At 70.6% G+C, this 14,394-nt stretch carries 8 protein-coding genes; 3 read left to right on the top strand and 5 right to left on the bottom strand.

Features of this window, described 5'->3' with window-relative positions:
- Positions 1-36 precede the first annotated feature (36 nt).
- Positions 37-1,026, top strand: a complete 990-nt coding sequence (locus tag Q0Z83_RS34435; protein WP_317787418.1) for a hypothetical protein — start codon at positions 37-39, stop codon at positions 1,024-1,026.
- Here Q0Z83_RS34435 and Q0Z83_RS34430 read toward each other — a convergent pair.
- The 5 genes from Q0Z83_RS34430 to Q0Z83_RS34410 all read right to left on the bottom strand — a co-directional run bounded on the left by Q0Z83_RS34430 (position 953) and on the right by Q0Z83_RS34410 (position 11,100).
- Positions 953-2,497, bottom strand: coding sequence for a hypothetical protein (locus Q0Z83_RS34430; RefSeq protein ID WP_317787417.1), 1,545 nt, complete (start codon positions 2,495-2,497; stop codon positions 953-955). The genes Q0Z83_RS34435 and Q0Z83_RS34430 overlap by 74 nt on opposite strands.
- A complete protein-coding gene (locus Q0Z83_RS34425; RefSeq protein WP_317787416.1) occupies positions 2,487-3,872 on the bottom strand; it encodes a glycosyltransferase in 1,386 nt (461 codons plus the stop codon). Before Q0Z83_RS34425 ends, Q0Z83_RS34430 begins: the two co-directional genes overlap by 11 nt.
- On the bottom strand, positions 3,869-5,932 hold the full coding sequence (locus tag Q0Z83_RS34420) for a glycosyltransferase (RefSeq protein WP_317787415.1): 2,064 nt from the start codon (positions 5,930-5,932) through the stop codon (positions 3,869-3,871). Before Q0Z83_RS34420 ends, Q0Z83_RS34425 begins: the two co-directional genes overlap by 4 nt.
- The gene (locus Q0Z83_RS34415) at positions 5,932-9,390 is read right to left on the bottom strand and encodes a PA14 domain-containing protein (RefSeq protein ID WP_317787414.1); all 3,459 of its coding nucleotides are present in this window, start codon (positions 9,388-9,390) and stop codon (positions 5,932-5,934) included. Before Q0Z83_RS34415 ends, Q0Z83_RS34420 begins: the two co-directional genes overlap by 1 nt.
- 153 nt (positions 9,391-9,543) lie before the next feature.
- Complete coding sequence (locus Q0Z83_RS34410; RefSeq protein ID WP_317787413.1) at positions 9,544-11,100, bottom strand: CocE/NonD family hydrolase; 1,557 nt, start codon at positions 11,098-11,100, stop codon at positions 9,544-9,546.
- Positions 11,101-11,225: 125 nt separating this feature from the next.
- On the opposite strand from Q0Z83_RS34410, the gene Q0Z83_RS34405 reads away from it, so the two are divergent.
- Both Q0Z83_RS34405 and Q0Z83_RS34400 read left to right on the top strand, forming a co-directional pair.
- Positions 11,226-11,852: a TetR/AcrR family transcriptional regulator gene (locus Q0Z83_RS34405; protein ID WP_317787412.1), complete on the top strand. Its 627-nt coding sequence runs from the start codon at positions 11,226-11,228 to the stop codon at positions 11,850-11,852.
- A 7-nt stretch (positions 11,853-11,859) separates the two neighbouring features.
- Positions 11,860-14,391 (top strand): PAS domain S-box protein, encoded by a 2,532-nt coding sequence (locus Q0Z83_RS34400; protein WP_317787411.1) that lies wholly within the window; start codon positions 11,860-11,862, stop codon positions 14,389-14,391.
- Positions 14,392-14,394: the final 3 nt, after the last annotated feature.

The following is a 14,394-nucleotide window of genomic DNA, read 5'->3' as shown; positions in this document are numbered from 1 at the left end:
AAACTTGGGGTGACACCATTTTTTCGGTACGGTCGCATGCCCATCGACTTCGGTATCTACCCGGGTGGTCTCTCCATCGCGGTGGACGGCCCGGCCGAGGACCCGCAGCGCATCGGCGCGGCCCTCGACGATCTGCACGGCGACCGCCCGTTCCTGGTGCGTGGTTATCTGCACTACAGCGACGCGGCGCCGGGTTCGCCCCAGGCGCCGCCCGAGCCCGAGCGTTATGCGACCGGCCGGCGCCGCCTCGACCTGGTGCTGTGTTTCCGGGAGCCGGGCGAGGATCTGACCGGCTGGCTCGGATTCGTCCGGGAGCGCATCCGCCGGCACGCGCCGGTGCTGGCCAAGGTGCAGATCGCCGAGGAGCCGGACAATGCCGGGCCGGGTGGTGACGGCGAGTTCCCGGCGGTGCGGCGGGCCCTGATCGAGGGGGTGCTCGCGGCCCGCGACGAGGTGGCCCGGCTCGGCGCGGACGTCCTGGTCGGCTGCAACTCGACGCTCGCCTTCGACCCGGGGCAGGCCTACTGGACCGGGCTGGCCGAGGCAGGCGGCGACGAGTTCCGGGACGCGCTCGACTACGTGGGGCTGGACTTCTTTCCGGACGTCTTCCGGCCCGTCCCGGCCGAGTCGTTCGCCGAGACGGTCGCCGGGGTGCTGCGGCACTTCCGCCGGGAGAGCCTGGGCGCCGGCGGGATCCCCGGTGACGTGCCGATGCACGTCACCGAGCACGGGTGGCCGACCGGTGCCGGCCGGTCACCCGCGCGTCAGGCCGAGGTGTTGGAGACCGTGGTGCGGATCGTCGACGCGGCCGCGGAGGAGCTCAACATCGACACCTACGAGCACTTCGACCTGCGCGACGCCGACAGCGACGTCGACGACCCGATGTTCCAGTTCGGTCTGATGACCTCGGACTACCGCCCGAAACCGGCGTTCGAGACCTATCGCCGCCTGATCACCGAACTGGGACGAGAGTCCACTGCAGACCGCCGCGCGGGTCGTGCCAGCTCCGAAGCGGAGCGGCGCTGACCGAGGTCCGGAGGCGGACCGCATCGGCGGCGCCCTGGGCGGACAGCAGCAGGTAGCGGACTCCGTGCCCGCCCGGATCGGCGACCGACGCGGCGAAGTCCCGGTCCGGGGTGATCACGAACTGTCGCGGGTGGTCGCTGGCCAGCACCACACCGAAGGCGTAGGCCGCGTCGGTGAGGACCGCGCCGTCCGGCAGCCCCATCGCGTCCAGGTCGGCGGCCACCTGCCGGTTGACCATGGTGAGACCCCGGGTCCGCTCCGCGCCGTCCGCGGTGAACCACTCCGACTCCTCGCGGGCCAGCGCCGGCTGCCCTAGCGTGACCAGGGTGGCCGGTATCGAGATCAGTACCGCGCCGAGCGCGAGCGGCACGACCACCGGCCGGGGCCGGGCCGCGATCAGATGCCCGGCCAGCAGCACGGTCAGCGGGATCACGGTGATGTGGAACCGCAGCCAGCCGAACGACGTGCCGGACAGGAACGCCAGCCCGTCGAACGCCAGCACCGACCCGAGCACCGTGCACGCCGCCAGCGCCCGTGGATCACGCCGTCGCCAGGCCATCCCCAGTGCCGCCACCAGGATCAGCAGGAACAGCGGGGCCAGGCCGGACATCTGCTGCACCCAGTAGCCGAACCGGCCGGGCAGGTCGTCGCCGGTCACCGAGCTGATCCCGGTGGCGTTCGCGGACACCTGGGCCGAGTTGCCGTACTGGGAGGAGAACGTGGCGAACCACTGCCCGACGATCAGCTTGCCGGCCAGCGCCCAGAGGATCACCGCCAGCAGCCCGGGCAGTCCGGCGATCACCGCGTCGGCCCGGGCCGACGCCATCCGGCGGGGGCGTTCCCCGGCCGTACGGACGAAGGTGGTCAGGAAGACGAGAACCGGGACCGCGGCAGCCGGGGCGAGCGCCTCGTATCTCGCGCCGTAGGCGAGCCCGATGGCGAGGCCGAGTGGCACGAGCTGTTCGGGGCGGCCGTCGACGAGCCAGATGACCAGCGCCCGCACCGCCAGCATCAGGCAGAGCAGGAAGCACGCCTCGCTCATCCCGTTACCGGAGTAGATGACGATCATCGGGTGCAGCGCGAACGCGCCGGTCAGCACCAGCCGGGCGGTCCGCGGCACGTCGGAGCGCCGCAGCACGTCATGCAGCACCGGGACGGTCGCGGTCATCAGCGCCGCCGAGACCAGCACCACCAGCAGGCCCTGCTGGGTGAGCGCCGGGAAGATCAGCCCGAGCGGCAGGAACGGCAGCAGGATCAGCGACGGCAGCGGGTTCCAGACGAAGCCGATCGCGGCCAGGTGCGGATCCCGGCTGAACAGCGTGTACCAGGCGTTCGCGACCCGGCTCGCCGAGTCACCGGGCACCAGGTCGCTCTGCCAGAACCACAACGCCATGGCCAGATAGACGACGGCATAAAAGACAACAGGCCGTTTCAACACCGCGGGGGTACGGGTGAGGACGTCAACCGACATCAGCGGTCTCCTTCGTCAAGTGGAGTCCGTGTGTCGTCTTCTCCCAGTAGGACGGTTTGAAGACCAGCTGCCAGGCGGCTTTGGCCCCGGCCAGGCTCATCATCGCCCAGTACCCGGGGGACAGCAGTGCCGTGCCGAGCAGGTCCGGCCGGTCCATCGTGCGGGCCGACAGCACGTTCAGATAGATCACCGTGGCGTTGCCGAAGACCAGGCAGATGACGCCCAGGTAATAGAAGGGCGGCACGAAGATCTCCTCCATGACCGGCGGCCGGTCCAGGAACCAGAGGATCGTGGTCGCCCACAGCACCGCGTTGAGCAGCGCCGCCAGCGGGGTGCCGCCGACGAACAGGTTGAGGCAGAGGATCCCGCGCCAGCCGAGTTGCCGGACCGTGGCCCGCGGCGACCGCAGATGTACCAGCCAGGTCATCAGGTAGCCCTTGTACCAGCGGCTGCGCTGCTTGATCCAGTTGATGAAGTCCGAGTTCGCCTCTTCGAGGGTGACCGAGTGCAGCACCCCGACCCGGTATCCGGAGCGGGCCAGCCGGATGCCCAGGTCGGCGTCCTCGGTCACGTTGTACGGATCCCACGCCCCGAGCTCGCGCAGCTCCCGGGCCCGGAAGTGGTTGCTGGTGCCACCCAGCGGAATCGGCATCCGTAGCGCCACCAGACCGGGCAGCAGGGACCGGAACCAGGTGGCGTACTCCAGCGCGAACCACTTGGTGATCCGGTTCTGGTCGACGTTGAAGTAGCCGAGCTCGGCCTGCAGGCACACGTAGGACGGCCCGAGCCGGCGCAGCGCCACCACCGCCCGGCGCAGCTGCAGCGGATCGGGGATGTCCTCGGCGTCGTAGATCGTCACGAGCTCGCCGGTCGCCTGCTCCAGCCCGACGTTGCAGGCCTTCGGCTTGGTCTTCGGCTGCGACTCGGGCACCACCAGGATCCGTACGTGATCGGCGGTCGCCACCGCCTCGGCGGCCTCGATGGTCTCCCGGTCGTCCTCCTCCAGCAGCAGGATGATCTCCAGCTTGTCGGCCGGGTATTCGAGGGCGCCCAGATGGGACATGAGCAGCCCGATCACCGACGGCTCCCGGTAGGCGGGCACCAGTACGGTGTAGATCGGCAGCTCGTGGTCGGGAACCGCGCGGGCCTCCTCGTCACTGACCCGGATCAGGTGCTCACCCCGGGTCGACGCCCACACCAGCACCACCCGGAAGACGATCGCCGCGCCGTACGCCACGGTCACGATCGCCACCACTGTCTGCAGCACGGTCATCGGCCGCAGCACCGCCCACACCGCGATCAGGACCAGCGCCACGATCAGACCGGTCCGCTGCATCCGGGACAGCACCACCCGGGCCGAGAAGTCCGCGCTCATCGGGCCGTGCCCATCAGGACCACGGCCATCGCCACCAGCGCGGCCAGCGCGAACCGGCCACGCGGCAGATACTGCCGGACGGCAGTGACCGGGGCGGGCGCCGGTGACCAGCGGGTCACGAACACCGCGACGGTCAGTGCCAGCACCGCGTCGGTGAAGATCGGCAACCGCGCCACGTCGAACACCGCCGGCCCGAACAGCCGTCCGATGAGCAGTACGGTCAGCACCGAACCGACCGTGACCACGGCCAGGGTCAGCGACGCCACCGCACCCCGGGCCAGCGCCTTGGCGGTCGGTCCGAACAGGACGACCACGCTGATCAGCAGGCACGCCACCGCACCGGCCAGGGCCAGGCCGGGCAACTGCTGCGCGGGCAGCAGCAACTCGGTGCCCTGATGCGTGGTGACCAGGCCGCCTCCGCTGCTGGTCGGCCCGGCCGGGCGGCCGAGCAGGGTGACCACGGCCCGGATCCCGGCGTCCACCGACTCCCGGACGGCCGGGGCGATCCCGGCGATCGCGAGCAGCGGCAGCAGCAACGCCCAGCGCAGCCGGGCCACGGTACGCGTGCCGACCAGCAGGATCGCCGCACCGGCCAGGAACGACAGCGCCGCCGGAACCAGCCGGCCGGCGGCCGGCAGGAGCAGCAGCAGAGCCGCGCCGGCGGCCAGGAACACCGTGGCCAGCAGCCCGTCCACCTGTCGATCGTGCACGTCGGGTTCGGAGCTCGACGGCCGGATCCGGCTCGCCGCCAGCGCTGCCGCCGCGGCCACCGGGATCAGCAGCGGCACCCCGGAACCCCGGCTCCACAGCCCGTCCCACACGTCCCGGGTGAGCGCCGGGAACGCCACCGCGGTCAGCGCCACGGCCAGCACCAGCCGGGTCGCGACCGCCCGACGCACCGCCACCACCAGGCCGCCCGCACCGGCCGGAGCGCCGTACACCCAGTTGCTGGTGACCGCGTAACGCAGCACGAACACCACCACGATGGCCAGCACGTTCGCTTCCAGATAGTGCAACCCGGCCAGTTGCACGAGCCCGACGAGCAGACCCAGATGAACCGGCGTGAGCGTGTTGTTGAGCAGCAGGAACCGGCCGAACCGGCGCCGCCGGGCGTACTCACCGGGCGGCATCACCAGGTTGTCGATGACCACGAAGTTCCACCCGATCGCCACCTGTACGGCCAGGAACGCGGCCAGGAGGTAGGGCAGTCCGGCGACCTCGCCGAGCGCCCACAGCGCCGCCGAGTTGACCGCCGTGCCGATCGCCCCGGCCAGCGCGAACCCGGCCAGTCGGCCCAGCGGTGACACCGGATGCCGGGCCGCGGCGAGCCGTAGCAGGGTGAGGTGCCGCAGGTAGCGCACGCCCTCGCGCAGCGACGCCTTGCTCTCCCCGGCCTGCCGCGGCTGGAACGTGTACGGCACCTCGGTGATCTGCCGCATCCGGCCGCGGACCACGATCTCCAGCAGGATCTTGTACCCGTTCGGCCGCAACGACGAGGTGTCGAGCGCGTCCCGCCGTACCGCGAAGAAGCCGCTCATCGGATCGGTGACCGCCCGCAGCCGAACCGGAAAGAAGAGCTTGGCGAGTGTGCCGGAGGCGCGCGAGACGACGCGCCGGAAGGCGCCGCCGAGACCGGTCACCCGGCCGCGGGTGCGGTAGCGGCTGGCCACCACCGCGTCGGCCTGGTCGACCTGCCCGGCGGCCAGCAGTTCGGGCACCGTCGTCGGCGGATGTTGCAGGTCACCGTCCATCACGACGACCCACGGCGCTCGCGCCGCGGCCAATCCGGCGGTCACCGCACCCCCGAGACCCCCGGTCCGTTCGTCTTTCGGCCGATGCAGCAGGCGTACGCCGTCCGGATCCGATTCGGACAGTGCGGTGATCACCGCCGGGGTGTGGTCGTCGCTGTCGTCGACGAAGACGATCTCGCCGGGGGTGGCGCCGAGCGCGTCGCGCAGTTGCTCGACCAGGGGCCGTACGTTGTCCGCCTCGTTGCGGGTGGGCACCACGACGGTCACCGCCGGGGGTGCTTTCAGCCGAACTGGGGCTACGTCCGCCATTACCGGGTCTCCCTCTGGGAAGTGAATCGTGCGACTGCTCCGCCGCCGGCCTCGTAGTACTCGACGACGACGGTGTGTTCACCGGCTGCGACCTCGACGTCGGCGGTGAAGGTGGTGGGGCCGTGATCGGACCAGCCGTCGACGACCGTGACGCCGTCGAGCAGCACCCGGATCCCGTCGTCGCCGGTCGCCGCGAACCGGTACGTGCCGGCCGTCCAGTCGGCGGTCCGGGTCCAGCGGGCGGAGAACCCGTCGGCCGGGATCGCCGGATCGGGGCTGCCGTCACCCCAGTCGAAGGCGACCGCGTCGTCGGCCCGGGTGATCGCGGGCGGGCCGGTCAGGGTGCGGTCGGCGAAGTACTCGGCGGTCCAGGTGTCGACCGGGACGACGTCACCGATCCGCTGGTAGCCGAACTTCGCGAGGGCGCCGCCGCCGTTCTCGAAGTACTCGACCCGGATCTGGTGGGTGCCGGAGAGCAGCAGCCGGTCGGTGCTGAACGTGTCGTTCTGGTTGACCCACTTGTCGACGATCGGGACGCCGTCCAGCCAGACCCGGATGCCGTCGTCGCTCTGCCCGGCGAACCGGTAGACCCCGGCCGGGAGTGTGTCGGTGCGGGTCCAGCGGGCGGAGAAACCGTCCACCGGCAGGCCGGGCGCGGGTGAGCCGCCACCCCAGTCGAAACCGATCGTGCTGTCCGGCCGGACCAGCGTGGGCTCGCCGGTCAGGTCCATGCCGGTGAAGTACTCGGCGGTCCAGTCCGGCGGGTCGGGTGCCTCGGCGGTCTGCCGGTAGGCGAGTTTCGCGACCGCGTCACCGCCGTTCTCGTAGTACTCCATGACGACCGTGTGCGGACCGCCGCCGAGCATCGTGGACACGGTGTGCGCGGTGGCGCCCGAGTCGGCCCAGGCGTCGATGATCCGCAGCCCGTCCACGGTGACCCGGACCCCGTCGTCCGCGGTCGCGGTGAACTCGTACTCGCCGGGGGAGACGTGGAGGGTGCGCGAGTACCGGGCGATGAAGTGGTCCGCGGTGATCGCCGGATCCGGTGAGCCGAGCGCCCAGTCGTTGTCGACGTTCGGTTCGGTCCGGGTCAGGGCCGGCGTGGCCGGCGGCACGGTCGGCGCGGAGCCGGCGCCCGGGGTGTTCCAGTACTCGGCCGTCCACTCGGCGCCGGGCTGGTCGATCGCGGCCGCCCAGTCCAGTTCGACCATCGCGTCGCCGCCCTCGTCGAAGTACTCGAGAGTGATCGTGTGGACGCCCTCACCCAGGTCACCGATCCAGTCGTAGGCGGTCCCGGACTGGCCCTGCCACCTGTCGAGCACCAGCTGCCGGTCCACATAGAGCCGGACGCCGTCGTCGGAGACCGTGGTGAACCGGTAGCGCCCGGCCGGGAAGTGCTGCTTTTTGGTCCAGCGGGCGGAGAAGTCGTTCGCCGGGACGGTCGGGCCGGGTGCGGCCTCACCCCAGACGAAGTCGATCCGCGGGTCGGTGCGGGTCAGCACCGGGGTTCCGGCCAGGTTCCGGTTGTCGTAGAAGACGGCGGTGAACGGGGCCGACGGCACATAGGTGGCGGTGTAGGTGGTGTCGGCCGCCGGGGTGGTGACGGTGTGCCGGATGCCCTGGCCGTCCGACCAGCCACGGAACTCGTACACCGTGCCGTCGCTCGCCACGGCGGTCGGTGGGGCGTACAGCTCCCGTTTGAAGTTCTCCACCCCGAGGACCTCGTGCGGGGTCTCCACCGGAACCCCGTCGAGATAGGCGGTCAGGCCGGGCGGGCTGGTCGCGACCGTGAACGTGGTGGTGACCGGCCGGATCTCGATCGACTTCGAGGTGCTCAGGCCGTTGCCGTCGGTGGCCGTCACCTTGATCTCGTACCAGGTGTCGGCCGACGACTCGCCGGTGTCCGGGATGGTGAACTGCCCGGCCCGGCCGGTCAGCGGCCCGACGAACGGGTGGATGTGGGTGTGGTGGTGCAGGATCACCGACGTCCTGATCCGGTTGTCGTCCAGGTCGAACCCGGCGGCGTCCTGCGCGAACGCGTTGTAGGTGACGACGTCGCCGGCCCGGTAGGTGGACTCGTCGGCCGGCACCGCGATGGTCACCGTCGGCGCGATCCCCACCTGGATGATCAGTGGCACGGCGGTGTTCGTGCTGTCGCCGTCGGAGACCGAGAGGGTGGCCGTGTAGACGCCGGTCTGCTCGTAGGTGTGCGTCGGATTCGCCTCGGCGCTGGTCGTGCCGTCGCCGAAGTCCCAGGCATGGGTCAGCGGATCACCGTCCGGGTCGCTGCTGCCCGCGCTGGAGAAGGCGACGGTCAGCGGGTTCAGGCCCCGGTCCACGTCGGACGTCGCGCTCGCGGTGGGCGAGTGGTTGCCCAGGCTGTAGGTGACCCGGTAGATCCGCCCCGGGATGTAGGTCAGGTAGTAGAGGTCACCGTCCGGCCCGACCTTCAGGTCGACCACGGCTCCGGCCTGCGCGTCGAAGTCGTGCACCGAGGTGACGTCGCCGTTCTCGTCGAGGACCGCCCGCTTGATGAACCCCTTCGCGTAGTCGGCGAAGAACAGGTTGCCCCGGTACTCCTCGGGGAAGACGGTGCCCCGGTAGACCGGGCCGCCGGTGGCCGCCGCGCTCTCCCCGTCGTGGGCGTAGACGTGGATCGGGTCGATGAACCCCGCGCAGTTCGCGGTGCACATCCCCTCCTTGAGCGGCCATCCGTAGTTGCCGCCCTTGACGATGTGGTTGACCTCCTCCCACGTGTAGTCGCCGACGTCACCGCCGTACAACTCACCGGTCAGGCTGTCGAACTGGAACCGCCACGGGTTGCGGAAGCCGTACGCCCAGATCGCCTGCTCTTTTCCGGCCTGCCCGTAGAACGGGTTGTCGGTCGGGATGGAGCCGTCGGGGTTGATCCGCAGGATCTTGCCGTGCGGATTGGAGAGGATCTGCGCGTTGCTGGAGTAGCCGTTGTCGCCGACGGCGAAGTACATCTTGCCGTCCGGTCCGAACCGGATGCTGCCGCCCACGTGCAGGTGCTGGGAGAGCGACTCGGTTTTGAAGATCTCGAACGGGCCGTCGGTGCCGACATCGCCCGACGCGTCGAATCGGACCAGGCGATTGTGCAGGTCGAGACCCGTGTAATAGAAGTACACGTAGTGGTTCGAGATCCCGAAATCCGGGTCGAAGGCGATGCCGATGAGTCCGCGGTCGCCGGTCGGTTCGGACGGCAGCACCGCGAACGGTGTGGCCAGCAGATGTCCGTCCTTGAAGACCTTGATGACGCCGGCCCGCTCCAGGATGAAGATCCGTCCGTCCGGGGCGATCTCGAATCCGGACGGCTCGTTCAGGTCGTTGCCGACGACGAGCGACGTCTGGAAATCGGGGGGCGGGGCGGCGGACACGGGTGCGCCGGCGCCGAGGGAGAAAAGAATCAGGACCAGAAGCGCTGTCGCCGCTCTCACAGGTCCTGAACCTATGGGCCGATCATTGCGGGTCGGATGCCCCGGTCTGAAACCGTAGTGACACTCGTGATTCCGGGCTGTTTCCCATCCCGACTGATGAGTCCAAACTGGAAATGGATCACCGGCGATGACCGGTGATCCATTTCCCTTACGTCATTGAATGGGTACGTCCACGTAGGATCCGCCACCGATGGTGATGGAATCCCCCGAATCGTTCTCGTCGTAGTAGAGCGGGTCGACGGTGTCCACCACGAGGGTCAGCGAGTGCCCGGCCGGCAGGTCGTAGGCGGTCGCCGGGAACGTGACGTCGACGTCGCGGGTTCCCGACCCGGTGAGCCAGGTCGCCGGGGCGTGCGTGATCAGCTTCGCGTTGCCGACCAGGTCCAGGTCGTAGAGGTAGGCCACCACCGTCCCGGTCGACGCGGTGCCGGACAGTTCCAGGTGGACGCTCGCCTTGCCGCGGATGAGCTGATCCGACGACGGCCGCTCGGCCGCCCACACGCCGGCCCGACCGCGGTCCACGAACGGCAGCCAGACCGACGGCTGCTGCCCGGTGATCGCCGCGGCTCCGTTGGAGATCAGCACGATCCCGCCGTTGGCGATGGTGTCCTTGTCGGCGGGCAGGGTCTTGGTCCAGCCCGAGCCGGCCGCGCCACCGAGCAGCCCGGTGCCGTCCAGGGCGCGGATCCGGCCGAGGCCGTACCGGCGGGTCGAGCTCGCCTGGGCCGACCAGGTCGGGTACGACTCGGCGGCGGCGTTCAGCGGCTTCAGGTAGATCGGGTTGGCCGCGGTGGTGCCGGTGGCCAGGTGCGCGTCGAGCCAGGAGTAGAGGCTGGTCCACACCTCGTTGGGCAGCCCGAGCACGCCCGTCAGCTCGGCGATGGCGTGGTCGCCGGGGCGCAGTTCGAGCCGCTTCGGGGTGGTCAGCCTGCCGTAGAAGTCGACGAGCTGGTTCGGCGGGAAGAACGTGTCACCCCAGCCGTTGGCGATCAGCACCGCCGGGTTGTTCGCGTTGATCCGGTCGAGGTAGGTGGCGGCGGACCGTACCTTCGCCCACGCCATCACGTCGCCGACGTTCACATTCGCGTTGAAGTCGTTCATATTGTCGGTCAGCTCGGCGCTCGGCTTGCCGACGATCTGTGCGGCCAACTCCAGCAGCCCGGCCGACTGGCGGTGCCGGGTCTGGTCGGCGTAGAGCGAGTAGACCAGGTCGGTCCATCCACTGAGCACTCCGACCACCCGGATCCGGCTGTCGAATGCCGCCCCGAGCAGGCTGATCCCGGCGCCGTAGGAGATGCCGGCGGCGCCGATCCGGGCCGGGTCGGCCGCCGTGTTCGCGATCGTCCAGTCGACCACCTCGGTCAGGTCGGCCATGTCCTTCGGGCCGGCGGTGTCGATCTCTCCACCGGACAGCCACCAGCCGCGCGGGGTGTACGACACCACGACGTACCCGCGCCCGGCCAGCACTTTGGCCTGGGCCAGGTACTCCAGGTCGTTGAGGCCCCAACTGGACGGCAGGATCACCGCCGGGTGTCGCCCGCTCGCCGAGGGCGCGATGACGTTGGCCTTGAGCGCGACCCCGTCCGCACCGGTGATCTCGACGGCCTTGAACCCGGTGGTGCCCACGGCGGCGTGTGCCGGTGTGGTGGTCAACGTGGTCGCGGCCAGGGCGAAGGCGGCGATCAGTGTGGTCAAGCGGCGAAGCGCCATCAACACTCCTCGATGGAGGGGAGCGAACGTGGCGGCAGCGTAGGAATCGGTTCCGAGAATTTGAAGATGGTGACATTCTCGTTACCGGCTAGTAACGTAACTCGTCGGTAGCTAAGGGGGTGCAGGTGCTCTACGGAACCCCGACCGCGCGTCGACGTGACGCCCAGCGCAACCGCGCGGCCATCCTGGAGGCCGCGAGCGAGGTTCTCGCGCAGGAGGGCACCGTCGCCCTGATGCCCGAGATCGCCCGGCGTGCCGGTATCGGGCAGGCCACCCTCTACCGGCACTTCGCCGACCGGCAGGCGCTCACCGCCGCGGTCCTCACCTACCAACTGGAGATCCTGGAAGCGCGGGTGGCCGCCGACTCCGGGCACCCGGCCGGATTCCGCGACCTGCTCCGCGAGACCCTGCACTCCCAGATCGAGCTGCGCGGCCTGGTCAAACTGGTGCGCCGCTTCGACCTCGGGTTGCAGGAGCGGTACCGGCAGCGGGTGATCGCCGCCTTCGCCGCGCCGCTGAGCCGGGCCCGCGACCACGGGCACGTCCGTGCCGACCTGGTCCCCGAGGACCTGTCCCTGCTCTTCACCATGGTGCAGGGGGTGGCCGAGGCGACCGACGACGTGTCGGCCGCCCGCGCCGCCGCCGACCGGGCGGTGAACCTGGTGCTGGACGGCGTCTTCCTGCCGGACCTCAGGACCTCCGGGGCTCTGCCGATCAACCCCGCGGTGGCAGAGAGCGGCGGAACGGGGTGACGACGCGGTGCGCGGTCCAGAGGTCGACGAGATCAGCGTGTCCGAGCGTGCCGAGCTGGAACGGCTCCGGCAGGTCATCTCGACCGGCCCGACCGGGTCCGTCTCGATCGACGCGTTCATGCGGGACATGTCGGAGCGCCGGGCGGCCGAGGAGCGGTCCGCCCGGCAGACCCGTGTGCTGCTCTCCACGATCGAGGCGCAGCGGGCCGTCACCACCGCCGCCCACGACCGCGACGAGGCGCTGCGGGTCGTCGCCGAACAGGTGATGGGCGCGTTCCCGGCGGTCACCGGCGCGGCCGTCGAGCTGATGGCCGGCGACTTCGCCGCGGCCGGTGACCTGGCCGGTTACACCGGCCTCACCGGCCCCGGGGCTCGGCCCCGATCGCTGGCCGGGGAGGCGATCGCCAGCCGTCGGGTGGTCAGGTGCGCCGACACCACCACCGACGAGCGGGTCGACCGCGAGGCCTGCCTGCGGATCGGGATCCGGTCGATGTGCGCCGCCCCGCTCTACAGCGGCGACCGGCTGATCGGCGTGGTCAAGATGGGCAGCGCCCGGCCGGACGCCTTCGACGAGGTGGACGCCCACCACCTGGAGCTGCTCGCCGCCGGCCTGGCCTCCGCCCTCCGGTACGTCGACGACTACGCCCGCAACGCCACCCTGCTCGCCGAGCGGACCGCCGCACTGGAGGCCCTGGAGCTCAGCGACGCCCGGTTCCGGCTCACCTTCGAGAACTCACCGCTCGGTCTGGCCCTGTCCAGCGTCGACGACCGGTCCTTCGGGCGGTACCTCCAGGTCAACCCGGCGCTGTCGGCGATCACCGGGTACCGCGCCGAGGAACTGCTGCGGATGTCGTTCCACGACCTGCAGCACCCGGACGACGTGGCGGGCACCGAGAACGCGCTCCGGCAGATGATCACCACCGGGCCGGACACGGTCCGGGTCGAGCGCCGGTACGTGCACAAGGACGGCCACACCATCTGGGTGTCGATCCGGGTCGCGGTCGTCCGTAGCGGGGACGGCGTTCCGTCGTACGTCGTGGTCCAGGTCGAGGACGTCACCGCGCAGCGTGCCGCCGACGCCCGGATGCACCAGCAGGCCACCCTGCTCAAGCTGATCCCGGCCGCGGTGATCGTCCGGCGCCTCGACGGCACCATCCTCTGGTGGAACAACGGCGCCCAGCAGCTGTACGGCTGGACCTCGGCGGCGGCCCGCGGCCGGCGCACCCACCGCCTGCTCAACACCGTCTTCGAGGGCGGCTCGATGGCCGAACAGCAGGCCGCGCTGGAGGGTGCCGGCCACTGGGACGGCCAGATGCAGCACCTCACCGCCACCGGCCGGGCCGTCACGGTGCTCAGCCGCCAGGTCGTCCACCGGCCAGCCGACGGCGACGTCGAGGTACTGGAGATCAACACCGACGTGACCGCGGCCCGTGCCGCCGAACAGGCCCTCGCGGTGAACGAGCAGCGGTTCCGCGCCCAGTTCACGCACTCGGCGGTGGGCCAGGTGATCCGCGCCCTGGACGGCTCGCTGATCGCCGTCAACAAGGCGTTCGCCCGGATGCTCGGCCGCCGCGTCGAGGACATGGCCGGCCGGATCGTCGACGACGAACTGCTGGACTCGGAAGCCCGCGCCCACATGCACAACGAGATCGCCGGACTGTTCGCCGGGGACGCCGCCTCCTACACCCACGAGACCCGGCTCCGGCACGCCGACGGGCACTGGGTCGACGTCGAGGCCACCGTCTCACTGGTCCGCGACTCCCAGGACCGCCCGCGGCACCTCATCGTGGTGGCCAACGACATCTCCCAGCGTCGGATCGCCGAACGCGCCCGCGACCACGCGGCCGCCGCCCTCGCCGAGCGCAACACCGCCCTGGAAGTCGCCAACCAGCTCAAACTCGACATCATCGGGATGCTCGGGCACGAGATCAGCAACCCGCTGTCGGCCATCCTCGGCTACAGCGACCTGCTCGCCGACGACCTGGAGGCGGACTCGCAGGCGACCCTGGCGGTCACCGTGATCAGTCGGCAGGCGCAACGGCTCGACGAGATCGTCCGCGAGGTGCTGTCCATGGTCAGCATCGACGCCGGCAACCTCAGTGCGGTACGCGGCGAGGTGTCCCTGCACGCCGGGATCGCGAGTGCGCTGGAGAGCACCGGCGCCACCCACGTCCCGGTGACCGGGCCGGACGTCACCCTGCGCTTCAACCCCGGCCACCTCCAGCAGGTCCTGGTCAACCTGCTGTCCAACGCGGCCAAGTACGCCGGGGGCGCCACCGCCGTCCGGATCGAGCCGACCGGTCGCGGCCGGGTGCTGCTCAGCGTCGAGGACCGTGGTCCCGGTGTGCCCGAGGAGTTCCGGCCGCGCCTGTTCGACCGGCTCACCCGGGCCGAACGCGACGCCGGGTCGGTCCGTGGCACCGGACTCGGCCTCTACATCGTCCGCAGCCTGGCCCGCGCCAACCACGGCGAGGTACGGCACGAGCCGCACCCCGCCGGGGGTTCGATCTTCACCATCGAGGCGGAGGCCGCCGGTTAGGCG

The sequence above is a fragment of the Actinoplanes sichuanensis genome (assembly GCF_033097365.1).
In the GTDB taxonomy this organism is placed as follows: domain Bacteria; phylum Actinomycetota; class Actinomycetes; order Mycobacteriales; family Micromonosporaceae; genus Actinoplanes; species Actinoplanes sichuanensis.
The sequence above is the reverse complement of the archived record's forward strand: the minus strand, read 5'-3'. Positions and strand labels throughout refer to the sequence as shown.

Coding starts and splice junctions, on each gene's coding strand:
- Q0Z83_RS34435 (WP_317787418.1), top strand. CDS start 37: ATGCCCATCGACTTCGGTATCTACCCGGGTGGTCTCTCCATCGCGGTG.
- Q0Z83_RS34430 (WP_317787417.1), bottom strand. CDS start 2,497: ATGTCGGTTGACGTCCTCACCCGTACCCCCGCGGTGTTGAAACGGCCT.
- Q0Z83_RS34425 (WP_317787416.1), bottom strand. CDS start 3,872: ATGAGCGCGGACTTCTCGGCCCGGGTGGTGCTGTCCCGGATGCAGCGG.
- Q0Z83_RS34420 (WP_317787415.1), bottom strand. CDS start 5,932: ATGGCGGACGTAGCCCCAGTTCGGCTGAAAGCACCCCCGGCGGTGACC.
- Q0Z83_RS34410 (WP_317787413.1), bottom strand. CDS start 11,100: ATGGCGCTTCGCCGCTTGACCACACTGATCGCCGCCTTCGCCCTGGCC.